15 protein-coding genes are annotated in these 15,842 nt (G+C 64.0%); 8 read left to right on the top strand and 7 right to left on the bottom strand.

Features of this window, described 5'->3' with window-relative positions; all coding sequences use genetic code 11:
- Positions 1–53: 53 nt before the first annotated feature.
- From metF to ACMGG8_RS06070, 4 genes are all read left to right on the top strand, one after another.
- Positions 54–899 carry a methylenetetrahydrofolate reductase [NAD(P)H] gene (gene metF / locus ACMGG8_RS06085; RefSeq protein WP_060841503.1) on the top strand — a complete coding sequence of 282 codons (846 nt, stop codon included), beginning with the start codon at positions 54–56 and terminating at the stop codon, positions 897–899.
- Positions 900–987: 88 nt separating this feature from the next.
- Positions 988–2,070 carry a hypothetical protein gene (locus ACMGG8_RS06080; protein ID WP_414159316.1) on the top strand — a complete coding sequence of 361 codons (1,083 nt, stop codon included), beginning with the start codon at positions 988–990 and terminating at the stop codon, positions 2,068–2,070.
- Between the two features lie 56 nt (positions 2,071–2,126).
- The gene (locus tag ACMGG8_RS06075) at positions 2,127–2,924 is read left to right on the top strand and encodes a substrate-binding periplasmic protein (protein WP_060841504.1); all 798 of its coding nucleotides are present in this window, start codon (positions 2,127–2,129) and stop codon (positions 2,922–2,924) included.
- A gap of 240 nt (positions 2,925–3,164) precedes the next feature.
- Positions 3,165–5,030, top strand: coding sequence for a DEAD/DEAH box helicase (locus tag ACMGG8_RS06070; RefSeq protein WP_414159315.1), 1,866 nt, complete (start codon positions 3,165–3,167; stop codon positions 5,028–5,030).
- Between the two features lie 304 nt (positions 5,031–5,334).
- On the opposite strand, the gene ACMGG8_RS06065 is transcribed toward ACMGG8_RS06070, so the two are convergent.
- The gene (locus ACMGG8_RS06065) at positions 5,335–5,931 is read right to left on the bottom strand and encodes a YceI family protein (RefSeq protein ID WP_060841506.1); all 597 of its coding nucleotides are present in this window, start codon (positions 5,929–5,931) and stop codon (positions 5,335–5,337) included.
- A gap of 32 nt (positions 5,932–5,963) precedes the next feature.
- Positions 5,964–6,515 (bottom strand): cytochrome b, encoded by a 552-nt coding sequence (locus tag ACMGG8_RS06060; protein ID WP_016968753.1) that lies wholly within the window; start codon positions 6,513–6,515, stop codon positions 5,964–5,966.
- A gap of 319 nt (positions 6,516–6,834) precedes the next feature.
- On the opposite strand from ACMGG8_RS06060, the gene ACMGG8_RS06055 reads away from it, so the two are divergent.
- Both ACMGG8_RS06055 and ACMGG8_RS06050 read left to right on the top strand, forming a co-directional pair.
- A complete protein-coding gene (locus ACMGG8_RS06055) occupies positions 6,835–8,241 on the top strand; it encodes an adenosylmethionine--8-amino-7-oxononanoate transaminase (RefSeq protein ID WP_414159314.1) in 1,407 nt (468 codons plus the stop codon).
- A 152-nt stretch (positions 8,242–8,393) separates the two neighbouring features.
- On the top strand, positions 8,394–9,113 hold the full coding sequence (locus tag ACMGG8_RS06050) for a 16S rRNA (uracil(1498)-N(3))-methyltransferase (RefSeq protein WP_414159313.1): 720 nt from the start codon (positions 8,394–8,396) through the stop codon (positions 9,111–9,113).
- A gap of 128 nt (positions 9,114–9,241) precedes the next feature.
- On the opposite strand, the gene ACMGG8_RS06045 is transcribed toward ACMGG8_RS06050, so the two are convergent.
- Genes ACMGG8_RS06045 through ACMGG8_RS06035 form a run of 3 tightly spaced genes read right to left on the bottom strand, consistent with a single transcriptional unit; the run spans position 9,242 to position 11,786 of the window.
- Complete coding sequence (locus ACMGG8_RS06045) at positions 9,242–10,144, bottom strand: transporter substrate-binding domain-containing protein (RefSeq protein WP_060841509.1); 903 nt, start codon at positions 10,142–10,144, stop codon at positions 9,242–9,244.
- A gap of 29 nt (positions 10,145–10,173) precedes the next feature.
- Positions 10,174–10,524 (bottom strand): RidA family protein, encoded by a 351-nt coding sequence (locus ACMGG8_RS06040; RefSeq protein ID WP_060841510.1) that lies wholly within the window; start codon positions 10,522–10,524, stop codon positions 10,174–10,176.
- A gap of 20 nt (positions 10,525–10,544) precedes the next feature.
- Complete coding sequence (locus ACMGG8_RS06035) at positions 10,545–11,786, bottom strand: D-amino acid dehydrogenase (protein ID WP_414159312.1); 1,242 nt, start codon at positions 11,784–11,786, stop codon at positions 10,545–10,547.
- Between the two features lie 122 nt (positions 11,787–11,908).
- Between ACMGG8_RS06035 and ACMGG8_RS06030 the strand changes: the two genes are divergently transcribed.
- Positions 11,909–12,814, top strand: a complete 906-nt coding sequence (locus tag ACMGG8_RS06030; protein WP_414159311.1) for a LysR family transcriptional regulator — start codon at positions 11,909–11,911, stop codon at positions 12,812–12,814.
- Positions 12,815–13,204: 390 nt separating this feature from the next.
- On the opposite strand, the gene trhA is transcribed toward ACMGG8_RS06030, so the two are convergent.
- Positions 13,205–13,822 (bottom strand): PAQR family membrane homeostasis protein TrhA, encoded by a 618-nt coding sequence (trhA, locus tag ACMGG8_RS06025; RefSeq protein WP_060841512.1) that lies wholly within the window; start codon positions 13,820–13,822, stop codon positions 13,205–13,207.
- Positions 13,823–13,975: 153 nt separating this feature from the next.
- Here trhA and ACMGG8_RS06020 point away from each other — a divergent pair, with 153 nt between their 5' ends.
- Entirely contained in the window at positions 13,976–14,893 is a 918-nt protein-coding gene (locus ACMGG8_RS06020) for a LysR substrate-binding domain-containing protein (RefSeq protein ID WP_016968746.1), read from the top strand.
- Between the two features lie 181 nt (positions 14,894–15,074).
- On the opposite strand, the gene madM is transcribed toward ACMGG8_RS06020, so the two are convergent.
- The gene (gene madM / locus ACMGG8_RS06015; RefSeq protein WP_016968745.1) at positions 15,075–15,842 is read right to left on the bottom strand and encodes a malonate transporter subunit MadM; all 768 of its coding nucleotides are present in this window, start codon (positions 15,840–15,842) and stop codon (positions 15,075–15,077) included.

The raw sequence follows: 15,842 nt of genomic DNA, 5'->3' as shown, positions 1-15,842 counted from the left end.
CCACGCTTCTCCTGGACCTTGCGGCTTGCGGCTTGTAGCTGGAGGTTCCCTCCATGTCCCAAGAACGTCGTTACAGCTTCGAGTTCTTCCCCACCAAGACCGATGCTGGACATGAAAAACTGCTCGCCACTGCCCGTCAGCTGGCCGGCTACAACCCCGACTTCTTCTCCTGCACCTACGGCGCCGGCGGCTCGACCCGTGATCGTACGGTCAACACCGTGCTGCAACTGGAGAGCGAAGTAAAAATTCCCGCGGCGCCGCATCTGTCCTGCGTCGGCGACAGCAAGGACGACCTGCGCGGCCTGCTCAAGCAGTACCAGGCAGCCGGCATCAAGCGCATCGTCGCCCTGCGTGGCGACCTGCCTTCGGGCATGGGCATGGCCAGCGGCGAGCTGCGCCACGCCAACGACCTGGTGAGTTTCATTCGCGAAGAGACTGGCAGCCACTTCCATATCGAAGTCGCCGCCTACCCGGAAATGCACCCACAGGCGCGCAATTTCGAAGACGATCTTCGCAACTTCGCCCGCAAGGCCAATGCCGGTGCCGACAGCGCGATCACCCAGTACTTCTTCAACGCCGACAGCTACTTCTACTTCGTCGAGCGCGTGCAGAAGATGGGCGTGAACATCCCGATCGTGCCGGGCATCATGCCCATCACCAACTACAGCAAGCTGGCGCGCTTCTCCGACGCCTGCGGCGCCGAGATCCCGCGCTGGATCCGCAAGCAGCTGGAAGCCTATGGCGACGACAGCGCCAGCATTCAGGCTTTTGGCGAGCAGGTGATTAGCGAAATGTGTGAACGCCTGCTGCAAGGCGGAGCACCAGGGCTGCACTTCTACACCCTGAACCAGGCCGACCCGAGCCTGGCGATCTGGAACAACCTGAAGCTGCCGCGCTGAAATGACGTAGCACTTAGCAAGGAGGCCCTGGCGAAATCCAGGGCCTTTTTTTCACCCCACTCACATTCTCCATGGATGATCGCTGTAGATGTCGACCACTCGCCCCGCCACAAACCCTCAGCTGATTTACCTGGTTTACGGTGCCAACACTTATCACCAGGAGGCGGTGTTCAGCATTGCCAGTGCCTTGGCCGGTCTGCGCGAAACACCGGGAGAAGGGTTGGATATTCAGGTCTTTACCGACAACCCCGCGCCTTATCAGGGTTTGCCGGTTCGAGTGCGTGAGCTGGACGAGAACACCCGCAAGACATGGATCGCCCCCCATGGCTACCACTTCCGCTCCAAGCACGTAGTGATGCAACAGGTGCTGCAGGAGGCTGAACGGGCCCTGCTGATCGACACCGATACCTTTTTCCATTGCTCGCCGCTGGAGCTGTTCCGGCGTATTGAGCCCGGAACCTTGTTATGCAATGCCTTCGGCCTGCAGTACGGCAGCAACAAAGAAGCCGGTCTGTATCAAACCCTGGCTGACGTGCTGCGCCAGAGAAACCTGGCGGATGACCAGATGCCACTGCTCAACTCGGGCGTCATCGGACTCGACCGCGCCGATGCGGGCGTTCTGGAGCAATCGATCGCCTTGATGGACGAGTTCTACCCTCTGGCACAGGGTGCCTACACCCTAGAAGAGTTCTGTCTGTCGGTAGCCGCCTACCGCACCACCCAGGTACGCGAATGTCCCGACCTGATCCATCACTACTGGAGCCGTAAACAGCTGTTTCGCGCCAAGACGAAGGCCTGGCTCGACAAGCACGGGGCCGATCCGACCAGCACCTTTGCGCTGGATGAAACACGCCTGGTGACTGCCACGCTGCCACGACCGCCGGCGGCCCAGCGCATGGCCTATAAACTCGTGACGCTGTTCCTTCCCAAGCAACAGCGCCAGTTCATGCGAGAGATCCTCTACGGCTGCTACCAACACTCCAACCCGTTCGATCAGGCTTGCATGCCTGTCTGGTGGGAAAAGGCCCGCGAGAACGTTGAACGTCGTCTTGACAGCCCCCTTGAAAACCATCAGCTCGAAAACTGGTTCAACCACCCGATAGTCCGCCTGGTACTGGGTGAGCGGCGCAAGGCGATCTACTTGCATCTGGTGCAGACAAAACCCGACTAGCCCTTGATCTAGAGCACCTCTAGCTATTTAACCGGCGCCCGTCGTAATCTCCAGCAATGTCTGTCATTGCCCGGCTGCTGATCACCCTTCTCTGCACTTGCCTGAGCCTCGCGGCCCATGGCGAGAAGCTGCGTATTGTCACCGAGCCCTGGGCGCCCTACGTCTACGAAGAAAACGGCAAGGTCCTGGGGCTGGACTACGAAACCACGGCCATTGTCTTTCAGCGCCTGGGGATAGATGTGGAATGGCAATTCCTGCCCTGGAAGCGCTGCCTGGCGATGCTGGAAACCGGCCAGGCCGACGGGGCCCTGGACATCTTTCACAGCGACCAGCGCGACAGCACCCTGCTCTACCCCAGCGAGCCCCTGTCGGACGTCGAGTTCGTGATGTTCTACGCCAAGCAGCGCCCCCATCCGTTCAAGCATCTGGATGAGCTCAAGGGCCTGACCATCGGCACCTCGCCCGGCTACCTGTACAGCGATGACTTCAGTCAATCGACCCTGTTCAAGCGCGAACCGGCACCGACCCACGAAGCCAACTTCGGCAAGCTGCTGCTGGGGCGGATTGACCTGCTGATCACCGACAAACGGGTCGGCCAGCACCTGCTGGACAGCTTGGGCATCCGCGATCAGGTGAGCCAGAATTCCACCGTCATCAGCCGCCAGAGCCAGTACCTGGCGCTGCGCCGCAATGCCGGGATGGACCTGCTGGTGCAACGCTTCGGCGCCGAACTCAAGCGCTTCAAGCGCGAACCGGCCTACGCCGAATTGAGCGCCAAGTACGGCGCGGAACCCATTCTGCCCCCTGTCAGGTCTTCATCCACCCGAGAGTCAGAAAAAACCGTTGAGCAGTAGGAAAGCAGCGCACATCGAATGCTCTGTTATACTCCGGCCTCCCGCCAGGCTCACGCCCGGACGCTGGACCCTGTTCAAGGCCTCTCCACCCCGCTACGGCGCAGCCATCCGGCCCGCGCGAGCCACCGGTGATGAGCCTTCAGGCCAGCAGGACCGGACGGGATTGCGTCCTCTTAAACGCCATTCACGCTCGGCAAGATTATCCCTTTGGGCCAAGCCCTCACTAAAACAGGATTACTCATGTCCTTTGCTTCCCTCGGTCTCTCCGAGGCTTTAGTCGGCGCCATCGAAGCCGCCGGCTACACCCAGCCTACTCCGGTGCAACAGCGGGCCATCCCCGCCGTGTTGCAAGGTCGCGATCTGATGGTCGCGGCACAGACAGGTACTGGTAAAACCGGCGGTTTCGCCCTTCCGATCCTGGAGCGGTTGTTTCCCAACGGTCATCCGGACAAATCCCAGCGTCACGGCCCGCGCCAACCCCGCGTCCTGGTCCTGACCCCGACTCGCGAACTGGCCGCGCAAGTGCATGACAGCTTCAAGCTGTACGCCCGCGACCTGAAGTTCGTCAGCGCCTGCATCTTCGGCGGCGTCGGCATGAACCCCCAAGTCCAGGCCATGGCCCGTGGCGTGGACGTGCTGGTGGCGTGCCCCGGCCGTCTGCTGGACCTGGCCGGCCAAGGCAGCGTCGACCTGTCCCACGTGGAAATCCTCGTGCTCGACGAAGCCGACCGCATGCTCGACATGGGCTTCGTGCATGACGTGAAGAAAGTCCTCGCGCGCCTGCCGGCCAAGCGCCAGAACCTGCTGTTCTCCGCGACCTTCTCCAAGGACATCACGGACCTGGCCGGCAAGCTGCTGCACAACCCCGAGCGCATCGAAGTCACTCCGCCCAACACCACGGTGGAGCGCATCGAGCAGCGGGTGTTCCGCCTGCCCGCCAGCCACAAACGCTCGCTGCTGGCGCACCTGATCACCGCCGGCGCCTGGGAACAGGTGCTGGTGTTCACCCGCACCAAGCATGGCGCCAACCGCCTGGCCGAATACCTGGACAAGCACGGCCTGAGCGCCGTGGCGATCCACGGCAACAAGAGCCAGAACGCCCGCACCAAGGCCCTGGCCGACTTCAAGGCCGGCGACGTGCGGATCCTGGTGGCCACCGATATCGCCGCTCGCGGCCTGGATATCGACCAACTGCCCCACGTGGTCAACTTCGAGCTGCCCAACGTCGACGAAGACTACGTGCACCGTATCGGCCGTACCGGCCGCGCCGGTCGCTCGGGCGAGGCCATCTCCCTGGTGGCCCCGGACGAAGAAAAACTGCTGAAAAGCATCGAGCGCATGACCAAGCAGAAGATCGCCGATGGCGACCTGATGGGCTTCGATGCCAGCGCCGTGGAAGCCGAGAAGCCGGAAGTGCGCGAGCGTCCGGACGTACGCAACCCGCGCAATCCTCGCGGCCCACGCGGCGATGGCCCGAACGGCGGTGGCGGTGGCGGCGGTCGCAAGGACAAGGGCAAGGACAAGGGCGGCAAAGACAAGCCGGCCCGTGGCGAACGCCCGGCCCGCGAGCAGAAGCCCCGCGAAGGCACCCCGACTCGCGAACAGCGCCAGCCGACGCCCCGTGCCGATCGGGCACCGGACGAGTTCCTCGACGACGACGTGGACAACTTCGGTAACCGCGCCGACTACGTCAGCCCCTACCAGAACAAGAACAACCAGGGCCGCGGCCGCCGTCCAGGGGCTCCGGCCCAGGGTGCAGGCGCCGGTGCCGGCAATCCACCTCGCGGCGGCGGCCAGGGTCGCTCCGGTAGCCCGCGCAACAGCAACGGCAGCACCACCGGCACCGCGCCCGCCAAGCGCAGCGGCGGTCCACGCAACGGCGCCCCGCGTGACAGCCAGGGCCGTCGCGACGAATCGCGCAATCGCCGGCCGAACCGTGACGATCAGGCCCGCCAGGAACCTGCGGTGCAGAACCCTCGGAGCAACCAGCCGAAGATCATGCACAAAGAGTCCAAGATCGATCGTTTCCCGACGCCTGAGCAACTGGACCAGTTGCCAAGCCGTCCACGGGGCGAGAAGCCGGCGCTGCTGACCCGCAATCGCTGAGTCACCGCGCTGAAATGAAAAACGCCCCTGGTCGCAAGACCCGGGGCGTTTTTTGTGGGAGCTGGTCGAGAGTGCTTTCTGTAGCCACTGCCGCAGGCTGCGAACGACGGGGAACCCGGCGCAAGGGCCTGCCAGGCTCACCGGGCTGTATGACGGGCAATAAAAAACGCCCCCGATTTGTGGTCGGGGGCGCTTTTTTTGCCTTGGCGCAGGTTGCGATCAGTCCAGTAAGGGCTGTGCGAATTGAATCGCGGAGGCCCTGCGGGCCTTGTCGCAGCCTGCGGCAGCGGCTACAGGCGAAGCATTACTTCGCTTTCACACCTTCAAAGCTGATGTACAGGTCGACGTTGTTGGACGCCGGGCCCAGGTCCATCATCTTGCCGAAATCCTGGCGATTGATGCTGGTGGTGCCTTCGAAGCCGGCACGGTAGCCGCCCCATGGATCCTTGCCTTCACCCAGGAAAGTGGCCTTGACCACGACCGGCTTGGTCACGCCGTGCAGGGTCAGGTCGCCCGCCACGTCGGCGGTCAGCTTGCCATCGGCATTCTTGCCGGTGGGCTTGACGCTGGTGGAGACGAACTTGGCATCGGCAAACTTGCTGGATTCCAGGAAGTCCTTGCTGGTGATGTGCTTGTCACGTTCGGCGTGATTGGTGAACACGCTGGCGGTGCGCACGTTGACTTCGATCTTGGCGTCTTCCGGCTTGGCCGCGTCGAAGCTGAACTTGCCGTCCAGGTCCTTGAAGGTACCGGTGATGAAGCTGTAGCCCAGGTGGCTGATCTTGAAGTCGACGAAGGCGTGCTGGCCTTCCTTGTCGATCACGTAGTCCGCTGCCATCACTTGACCGGCCGCCAATACAGCAGAACCGATGGCCAATGCGGCGAGAGTCTTTTTCAACATGCTTTCTATTCCTTTTGAGTCAAGGTTGAACATCAGGCTTTGCGACCCAGCATACGGGTGAGGGTCGCATCACGATCGATAAAGTGGTGCTTCAAGGCGGCCAGGCCATGGATGCCGGCGAAAATCACCAGCGCCCAGGCCAGGTACAGATGCACCACACCTGCTACATCTGCCTGGTCCGGCAGTCCGGAAACCAGGGCAGGAACTTCAAACAAGCCAAACACCGGGATACCCACGCCGTCTGCGGTGGAAATCAGGTAGCCGGCAATCATCACCGCGAACAGACCCAAGTACAGGAACCCATGTCCCAACTTGGCCCCCAGGCGGGTCAGACGTCCATGGTTGGCCGGCGCTGGCGGCGGTGGGCTGACAAACCGCCACAACACCCGCAGCAGCATGATCGCGAACAGCGTCAGGCCAATGCTCTTGTGCAGGTCCGGCGCGTCTTTGCGCCAGGTGCTGTAGTAGTCGAGGCCGACCATCCACAGGCCCAGGGCGAACAGACCGAAGACTGCCAGGGCCACGCCCCAGTGCAGAACAATGCTTACCCAGCCGTAGCGAGAAGAAGAATTACGTAACTGCATCAGTTGCATCCTGTAAGAAACGCTGACCAAGACTAGCGATTTACCTATCGAATTAAAGCGAAAAAATTTGCTTTGAAATATCGAGAAATACGATCAGTACTCTGGGCTCAGGGTATTAAGAAAAGATTAAGGGCATTTTCTGACGCTTTCGAGGCCATCGCCACCCGTGCCCTGGCAGCGAGCGGCTACGTCTTTACCCCTGGGTCGCGCCATCCCCGGTTGCCGCCCTGCACAATAGGTTGTCCCGCGGCCATGCATTGCATAGGCTTGCCCGATTGTTCGCCCGCCCCCTCAGCGAGCTGCCTCCAGGAGACTGTACATGGGCCTGAATAACCAGTGGATGCAACGCGATCTTGCGGTGTTGTGGCATCCCTGCACCCAGATGAAAGACCACGAACAACTGCCGTTGATCCCGATCAAGCGCGGTGAAGGCGTCTGGCTGGAAGACTTCGAAGGCAAACGTTACCTGGATGCCGTCAGTTCCTGGTGGGTCAACGTCTTCGGCCACGCCAACCCGCGCATCAACCAGCGCATCAAGGACCAGGTGGACCAACTGGAACACGTGATCCTCGCCGGTTTCAGCCACCAGCCGGTGATCGAGCTGTCCGAGCGCCTGGTGCAGATCACCCCCGAAGGCCTGACCCGCTGCTTCTACGCCGACAACGGTTCGTCGTGCATCGAAGTGGCGATGAAGATGAGCTTCCACTACTGGATCAACCGCGGCCAACCGAACAAGAAGCGCTTCGTCACCCTGAGTAACAGCTACCACGGCGAAACCATCGCGGCGATGTCGGTGGGCGACGTGCCGCTGTTCACCGAAACCTACAAGGCCCTGCTGCTGGACACCCTCAAGGTGCCGAGCCCGGACTGCTACCTGCGTCCCGATGGCATGAGCTGGGAAGAACACTCGCGAAACATGTTCGCCGCCATGGAGCAGACCCTCGCCGAACACCACGACACGGTAGCCGCGGTCATCGTCGAGCCATTGATCCAGGGCGCCGGCGGCATGCGCATGTACCACCCGGTGTACCTCAAGCTGCTGCGCGAAGCCTGCGACCGCTACGGCGTGCACCTGATCCACGACGAGATCGCCGTCGGCTTCGGCCGCACCGGCACGATGTTCGCCTGCGAACAGGCCGGCATCCGCCCGGACTTCCTGTGCCTGTCCAAGGCCCTGACCGGCGGCTACCTGCCCCTTGCCGCGTGCATGACCACCGACGACGTCTACAGCGCCTTCTACGACGACTACCCGACCCTGCGCGCCTTCCTCCACTCCCACAGCTACACCGGCAACCCGCTGGCCTGTGCGGCGGCCCTGGCGACCCTGGACATCTTCGAGCAGGACAACGTCATCGCCAACAACCGCGCCCTGTCCCAGCGCATGGCCAGCGCCACCGCGCACCTGGTGGACCACCCCCACGTCGCCGAAGTGCGCCAGACCGGCATGGTCCTGGCCATCGAGATGGTCCAGGACAAGGCCGGCAAGACCGCCTACCCCTGGCAGGAGCGGCGTGGCCTGAAGGTGTTCCAGCACGCCCTGGAGCGCGGCGCGCTGCTGCGTCCCCTGGGCAGCGTGGTGTACTTCCTGCCGCCCTACGTGATCACCCCGGAGCAGATCGATTTCCTCGCCGAAGTGGCCAGCGAAGGCATCGACATCGCCACCCGCGACAGCGTCAGCGTGGCCGTGCCCAAGGACTTCCACCCGGGCTTTCGCGATCCGGGCTAGAGCAGGCCATCAATGGTGGCGAGGGACCGCGCAGTGGTCCCAAACCAGGCTGAGCACCTCGGCGGCTTCAACGACGGCTTCGCCGCCGAGCGGGAGCCAGCTGCCTTGCCACTAAAGGCTTTCCACCGATACACATTCAACAGAGAACCCAGATGAGATTGTCCCGCTTCTTTATCGACGCCCCCCTGAGCCTCGGCGAGCACGAACTGCCGGAAGCCCAGGCCCACTACATCGGGCGCGTGCTGCGCATGGCCGAAGGCGATGCACTGCAAGTGTTCGACGGCTCGGGAACGGAGTTTCGCGGCACCCTGGTGGAAGTGGGCAAGAAGCGCGTGCGCGTGCAGCTGGATGAACGCTTTGCCGGCCAGCCAGAGTCGCCGCTGCGGATTCACCTCGGCCAGGGCCTGTCCCGGGGCGAACGCATGGACTGGGCGATTCAGAAAGCCACGGAGCTGGGGGTCAGCGAGATCACCCCGATCTTCAGCGAGCGCTGCGAAGTGCGGCTCAAGGACGAACGCGCCGACAAGCGCCTGCTGCACTGGCGCCAGGTGGCCATCAGCGCCTGCGAGCAATGCGGGCGCTCGCAAGTTCCGGTGATTCATCCGCCCGTGCTGCTGGCGGACTGGATCAAGCAGACCGAGGCCGACCTGAAGCTGGTGCTGCACCCGGTGGCCCAGCCCCTGGAAAGCCATGCCAAACCGCAGACCCTGGCCTTCCTGATTGGCCCGGAAGGCGGCCTGTCCGATGCCGAAGTGGAGCAGGCCCACGGCGCCGGCTTCCTGCCCGCCCGCCTCGGCCCTCGCGTGCTGCGTACCGAAACCGCCCCGGTGGTGGCCCTGGCCGTGGCCCAGCAACTGTGGGGCGATTTCTAAAACAGTCCCCGGTCAAACACCCACCGTAGGAGCTGGCTTGCCAGCGAAGGCGCCCATCAGTCCCGTACACGTCTCAAGGGCCCCTTCGCCGGCAAGCCGGCTCCTACAGGTGGCGGCGCAACAGCCGGTTACTCCACCGGATCGCTGGTGGGCCGGGCGATGATGGCTTTCAGCTCGGCGGTCATGGGGAACTCCAGGTTCAGGCCCTTGGGCGGAATCGGCTGCTGGAACCAGCGCTGGTAGATGCCGTTGATTTCCCCGGAGCGGTACAGATCCGCCAAGGCGCCGTTGACCAGCGCCAGGAACTGCGGATCATCCTTGCGCACCATGCAGCTGTAGATCTCCCGCGACTGCTCCTCCCCCACCACCACCCAATTGTGCGGATCGCGAGCCTTGGCCCGTTCGCCGTAGAGCAGCGCATCATCCATGTAGAACGCCGCCGCGCGCCCGGTCTGCAGCATCTGGAACGCCTCTCCGTGGTCCTTGGCGCTGATCACGAACATGTCGATCTTGTGCTCGACGTTGTAGTTCTTGAGAAACCGCTCGTTGGTGGTCCCCGCCGTGGTCACCACGTTCTTGCCCCGCAGGTCGGCGAAGCTTTTGATCCCACTGTCCTTGGCGGTCAAGAGTTGCCCTTTGACGTAGATAAAACCGTAGGAGAACGCCACCTGCTTCTGCCGCTCGGCGGTCACCCCGGTGGAGCCGCATTCCAGGTCCACGGTACCGTTCTGCACCAGGGGAATGCGCGTCTGCGAGGTCACCAGGTTGTACTTCACATTCAGCTTGGGCAGGTGCAACTGCTGCTGGATGCGCTCCACCACCTTGCTCGCCAGCTCCACCGAATAGCCCATGGGCTTGCCGCTGTTGTCGCCCACGTAGGAAAAGGGCACCGAAGCGTCGCGATAACCCAAGGTAATGCTGGCGCTGTTGGCGATCTTGGCCAGGGTGCCATCCAGGGGCGCCTCGTTGGCCTGGGAAATGGCGCTGAACAACAGCCCCAGGGTGCAGCCGAGCAACGTGATCTTATGCATTGTTATTCTCCGTTGTGGGTTAAGGCGGCTCAGCGGCGAACCGCGATGACACTGATTTCGACGAGGATCTGCGGGCGTGCCAGGGCCGCCTGCAAGGTGGTACGCGCCGGCGCCTGACCGGGAGACAGCCAGGCCGACCAGACTTCGTTCATCACCGCGAAGTCGGCCTGGATGTCCTTGAGGTAGATCGTCGCGCTCAAGAGATGGTCCTTGTCGCTACCGGCCTCGGCCAGCAAGGCGTCGATCTTCTCCAGCACCTCGCGGGTCTGGCCGCCGATGTCGCTGCTGGCCCCCGGCACCTGGCCGGAGAGAAACACCAGTTCGGCAAAGGTCACCGCGCCACTCAGGCGCTCGTTGCTGTGGATACGCTGGATACTCATCTGAAGACTCCCTTGAACGTTCAGGCGACGCGGGGCGTCAGGCCCTGCATGTCGATGCTGGTGGAGCGCTGGCCGATCAGTTCGCCCAGCAACTGGCCGCTGCCACAGGCCAGGGTGAAACCCAGCGCGCCGTGGCCGAGGTTGAGCCACAGGTTGCGGTAGGCGGTGGCGCCGATCAGCGGCACGCCGCTGGGGGTGGCCGGACGCATGCCGGCCCATTCGATGGCGGCATGATAATCGCCGGCGTCGGCGAAGGTCTGCTCGGCCTGCCGGCGCATCAGGGCCAGGCGATCCGGGTCCGGGGACGGATCGAAACCGACGATGTCGACCATCGCCGCCACCCGCAGTTGCTGGCCGATACGCGCGTAGACGATCTTGCGGTTGTAGTCGGTGATGCTGATCTCCGGTGCCCGGTGCTGCGGGCCGATGGGCACGCTGAGGCTGTAGCCCTTGAGCGGATACAGCGGCAGCTTGAGCCCCGGCAGGCGCAACTCGGGGCTGCGATGACCGGCCGCCAGCACCAGCTGTTGCACCGGCAATTGGCGCTCGCCCAGGTCGATGGCCTGGACCCGGTCGCCCCCATGGTGGATGGCCCGGACCCGCTGGCCGAGGAGGATTTCGCAGCGCCCGGAAGCCCGCAGCCACGCCGCCAGCTGCTGGCAGAACGCGTGGCAGTCGGCCACTTCTTCATCCGGGGTATAGATGCCACCGACGAAGGGCGTGTCCCCCAGGGTCGGCTCCAGGGCGGTGCATTCGGCACCGGACAACACCTGCTGCTGGCGGCTGTCCGCCAGGTTGCGCCGGGCATGTTCGAAGCTGCCGGGCTCGCGAAAGGTCACCAGCTTGCCGTTGCGCCGCCAGTCGAAGCCCTGCAGGCCATCCTCTTCGCGCCAGCGTTGCAGGGTGCTCTGGCTGAGCAGCGCCAGGCGCAGCAGGTGAGCGCCATTGCGCTGGTTCACCGAGTGCCGGCAAGCCCCGAGAAACCCCGCCAGCCAGCGCCACTGTGCCGGGTCCAGGCGCGGGCGCAGCTTGAGCGGCGAGTCGCCCTTGAGCATCCAGCCCAGGGCCTGCCAGGGCACGCCGGCATCGGCCAAAGGCGCCACATAGCGATAGGACAACTGCCCGCCGTTGGCGAAGCTGGTCTGGCTACCCAGGGACTCCTGGGCCTCCACCAGGGTCACCTCGAAGCCCTGGCGGACCAGGGCGTAGGCACTGGCCAAGCCGATGACGCCGCCACCGATGATGCAAACCTGCTGACTCATGACTGCCCCTAGCCCGTTATTCGATGACCCGTTGTTCGATGGCCCAAGGTTAGGGGCAGGTGACAGGCGCCGGACAATGAATAAAGATGCACCTCCCATAAACAAAGGTTATGGACTGCCCCATGCGCCTGCGTCATATCGAAATCTTCCAGGCCATCCGCCAGGCCGGCTCCATCAGCGGCGCCGCGCAGTTGCTGCACGTCTCGCAACCGGCGGTGACCAAGGTCCTGCAGCACGCCGAACTGCAGCTGGGTTTCCCGCTGTTCCTGCGGGTGCGGGGCAAGTTGCAGCCGACTCCGGAAGCCCTGGAGCTGGAGCGCGAAGTGGACAAGGTCAGCGAAAGCCTGCAAGGCGTGCGGCGCCTGGCCCAGAACCTGCGCCGGGCACCGGGCCACAGCCTGCGCATCGGCGCCACCCCGGCCCTGGCCCTGGCGCTGCTGCCACCGGCCATCCGTGAATGGACCCGCCTCTACCCGGACAGCCTGTGCGAACTGTCCAGCGCCCACAGCCGCGAACTGGTGCAGAACCTGCTGATGCGGGAAATCGACGTGGCCCTGACCCTGCAGCGCCCGGATCACCCCGGGCTCTGCGCACAGCCCCTGGCCGAGGGCGTGCTGGTGGCCCTGGCGCCGCTGGACTATTGGCCGCCCGCCGTGCGCGGCCAGCCGCTGGCCCTGATGGAACTGGCGAACGCACCGCTGATTGGCCTGAGCAGCAGCGACCCGCTGTCGGCGCGCCTGGACAGCTACCTCAAGGCCGTGGAGCCACCGCCGCGGATCAGCATTGCCGTACAGACCTACTCCCTGGCCCGGGCCATGGTCGAGTCCGGCGCCGGGTTGGCGCTGATCGACCCGTTCACCGCCCTGGGCGCATCAACCGCCAGCACCGTCATCCGGCCCCTGAGCCCGCCGCTGCCGATCGCCCTGTACGCGGTGACCCGCGCCGCCGAACCGCCGCCCCATACCCTGGCCAGCCTGCTGGAGATCTTCGCCCGCCAGGCCCAGGCCCAACTCGACCATCCCTTGTAGGCGCTGGCTCGCCAGCGAGGGCGGCCGCAAGCGCGGTGCAAATCCCGAAGGCCCCCTTCGCCGGCCAGCCGGCTCCTACACCAATCTGCAGTCCCTCGCCCCGTAGGAGCTGGCTTGCCAGCGAAAGCGACCGCAAGCCCGGTGCAAATCGCGAGGGACTCTTCGCCGGCCAGCCGGCTCCTACACCAATCTGCAGTCCCTCGCCCCGTAGGAGCTGGCTTGCCAGCGAAAGCGGCCGCAAGCCCGGTGCAAATCGCGAGGGACTCTTCGCCGGCAAGCCGGCTCCTACGCCAATCCGCAGCGCCCCGCCCCGTAGGAGCTGGCTTGCCAGCGAAAGCGGCCGCAAGCCCGGTGCAAATCGCGAGGGACTCTTCGCCGGCCAGCCGGCTCCTACAGGACGTAGAAGAGGATGGCGACGAAATGCAGCAGGCTGCCGGCAATCACGAACAGGTGCCAGATGCCGTGGGCATGGCGCAGGCGGCTGTCCAGGGCGAAGAAGATGATGCCCACGGTGTACAGCACCCCGCCCGCCGCCAGCCAGGCAAACCCGGCGGTTCCCAGGGCCGCCAGCAACGGCTTGACCGCCACCAGGACGATCCAGCCCATCACCGCGTAGATCACGATGGAGAGGATCCGCGCCTCGGAACGCGGCTTGATCTCCTGGAGGATGCCGATCAGCGCCAGCCCCCAGACAATCCCGAACAGGGTCCAGCCCCAGGGCCCGCGCAGGGTCACCAGGCAGAACGGCGTGTAGCTGCCGGCAATCAGCAGGTAGATCGAAAAGTGATCGACCTTCTGCATGATGTTCTTCGCCCGGCCGCGCACGCTGTGATAGACCGTGGACACGCTGTAGAGCACCAGCAAGGTGAAGGCGTAGATCGCCACACTGACGATCTTCCACGGACTGCCGTCGATACTGGCCAGCACCACCAGCCAGATGCCGCCGATAAACGCCGCGATCGCCCCCAGCAAGTGGGTCCAGGCGTTGAATCTTTCTCCGTGATACATCGGTCACTCACCCTTGAAACATGAAAAACCACGCAAGGCTCAGGCCTGCAGTTTGAAAGCGCAATAGCTCAATGGGGGCACGGCGATAAAAAACCAGCGGCCACTTTCGGACTCATCGGGCATCATCAGCCCCTCATCAGCCGAGGCCGGACCATGCTCATCGACGAAGAGTTGACCCTGAAAAAGCTCGAAGTGTTTCTGGCCTTCATGCGCACCGGCAACCTGGCCCGCGCCGCCGCCGAGTTGCAGACCAGCAATGTCAGCGTGCATCGGGCCATCCACTCCCTGGAAAACGCCCTGCGCTGCCCGCTGTTCAAGCATGAAGGACGCAACCTGACGCCGCTGGAAAGCGCCTTCGTGCTGGAGGAACGCGCGCAGAAGCTGGTGCAGGACGTGGTCGAGAGCGTGCGCCTGACCCGTGAAGCGGCAGGCTTCTCTGCAGAACGCTTCAAGCTCGGCGCGCTTTACTCATTGACGGTGAAAACCGTGCCGCAACTGATCATGGGCCTGAAGCTGCGCCGCAGCGAACTGAATATCGACCTGATCCTGGGCTCCAACATCGACCTGCTGTACAAGCTCAAGAACATGGAAGTGGACGCCATCCTGATTTCCCTGGACGACAGCGTCAACGACCCGGACTGCGAGCAGTTGCCGCTGTTTTCCGACGATATCTTCCTCGCCACCCCGGCCGATTCGCCCTTCGCCCAGCAGCGCGAAGTGGACCTGGCCGACGTGCGCGACGCCACCTTCATCACCCTGACCCAGGGGTTCGCCACCCATCAGGACGGGGTGCGAGTGTTCAAGCAGGCGGGGTTCGAACCGAAGGTGGCGATGCAGGTCAACGACATCTTCACCCTGCTGAGCATGGTCAGCTCCGGGGTCGGTTATGCGTTGCTACCGGGAAGGATTGCCGCGGTGTATGAAAACCGCGTGAAACTGATACCGCTGCAGGCGCGCTACCGCCTGCAGCAACATATCGGCGTGGTGTTTCTCAAGGCCAAGGAGCGCGACCCGAACCTGTTGGCGCTGCTGGCCGAATGCCGGATGTACGCCAACCGGCAAAGTACCTAGAAGCCCGCCCAACGGCGCTCGGCTCGGCCTTGCTTGGCGCTGGCTTGCCAGCGAAAGCACGCGCAAGCCCGGCACAAACTCCGAGGGCCCCTTCGCCGGCAAGCCGGCTCCTACACGAAATCCGCGATGCACTCACCTCGTAGGAGCTGGCTTGCCAGCGAACGCGCCCGCAAGCCGGCCCCTACGCGCCCAGCAGGCCGCGCATCAGCAGGAACAGCAACGACGGCCCGAGCAGGCAACCCAGGGCGGTGTAGAACGCCGCCGTCAGGCAACCGTAGGGCACCAGCTTCGGATCGGTGGCCGCCAGGCCCCCGGCAACGCCGCTGGAGGTGCCCATCAGGCCGCCGAAGATCACCGCGCTGCGCGGGTTGTTGAGGCCGATCAACGGCGCCACGAACGGCGTCATCACCATCACCAGGATCGCCTTGATCAACCCCGCGGCAATCGACAGCGCCATGACTTCGGAGCTGGCGCCAATCGCCGCACCGGTCACCGGGCCGACGATGTAGGTCACCGCCCCGGCGCCGATGGTGGTCAGGCTCACCGCATCGGTGTAGCCAAAAGCCATGGCCACGCCGACCCCGGCGACAAAGGACGAGCCAACCCCGACAAACAGCGCCAGCACGCCCACGAACCCGGCACGCTTGAGCTCCTCGACACTGACCCCGAAGGCCGTGGCGACAATCGCGAAGTCCCGCAGCATGGCCCCGCCCAGCAGGCCGATGCCCGACAACAGCGGAATGTCCACCACACCCTTCTGCCCGCCGGTGAAGGCGCCACCGACATAGGACAGCACCAGCCCCAGCAGAATGGCGATGGCCGAGCCGTGCAGGCGGCCCTTGGTAAAGGTGTTGGAGATCCAGTAGGACACCCACATGGTGATCCCGATCACGGCGAAACCGCTGATCAGCCCGTAGCCGGTAATGACCTTCATCATCGATTCGTACAT

Origin of the sequence: Pseudomonas sp. BNK-45, assembly GCF_047456255.1 — a bacterium.
Taxonomy (GTDB): domain Bacteria; phylum Pseudomonadota; class Gammaproteobacteria; order Pseudomonadales; family Pseudomonadaceae; genus Aquipseudomonas.
Note: the sequence above shows the minus strand (reverse complement) of the source record. Positions and strands in the feature narration are given on the sequence as shown.